Consider the following 1,005-nt stretch of genomic DNA (forward strand, 5'->3'; position numbering starts at 1 on the left):
CGGCGACCGCATTGCGACAATGCTGGACCGCTCCGTCGCCCTTGTGGTGGCGCAGTTGGCGATCCTCAAGGCGGGCGGAGTTTATATCCCGATCGATCGCGCTCTGCCACCTGCGCGACAAGAATGGCTGATTGCCGATTGTGCAGCACGCCTGGTGCTCAGCGAGAGTGACGGTGTTGATCTGGTTGAGGCCACAATCCCTGTTTTGCCCATTGAGGCGCTGATGGCTGGAACCGGGTCCAGTCCCGATCCTGGCCTGGTATTGAACGCCGAGGCTGCCGCTTACGTGATGTACACCTCCGGCTCGACCGGCCTTCCCAAGGGAGTTGTTGTGCCTCACCGTGCTGTCAACCGGCTCGTGATCAACAATGGATATGCGCAGTTCGGCTCAAATGATCGTGTGGCGTGGGTGGGCAATCCTGCGTTTGATATCAGTACACTGGAAGTGTGGGCACCGCTGCTACACGGTTCAAGCCTGATTGTAATTCCCTACACGGATGCGCTGCAGCCAGAGGTTCTGCGCAGCCTGGTTCAGCAGCACCGCATTAGGGTCCTGCATTTGACAGCCGGGTTGTTCAGCCAGAGCGCTGATGATTTAGGTCCGGTGCTGGCGAGTTTGCGATTGCTATTGGTCGGCGGCGATGCGGTTGATGTGACAGCAGTAGCTCGGGTTTTGAGCCAGAACGGACCACAGCATCTCTTGCACTGCTACGGCCCGACTGAAACGACGACCTTTGCGACAGTCTGCGAGATCACCGCGATTGATGCGACATCCCGCCGCCGCCTCCCGATCGGCCGTCCGATCGCGAACACGCGGGTGTATCTTCTGGACGGCCAAGGTGGGCCGGTTCCGTTCGGGGCGGTGGGTGAGCTCTATATTGGCGGGGCCGGGGTGGCGCGCGGCTACCTCAACCGTCCGGAGCTGACGGCGGAGCGGTTTCTGGCCGATCCGTTCAGCGGCGAGCCGGGCGCCCGGATGTACAAGACCGGCGATCTGGCCCGCTA

General features: G+C 61.4%; 1 protein-coding gene. It reads left to right on the top strand.

Features of this window, described 5'->3' with window-relative positions; genetic code table 11:
• The coding region (locus V8P77_RS34670) for an amino acid adenylation domain-containing protein (protein WP_335916759.1) at positions 1–1,005 on the top strand (1,005 nt) is incomplete at both ends.

The sequence above is a fragment of the Rhizobium aouanii genome, assembly GCF_037002925.1.
GTDB lineage: Bacteria > Pseudomonadota > Alphaproteobacteria > Rhizobiales > Rhizobiaceae > Rhizobium > Rhizobium aouanii.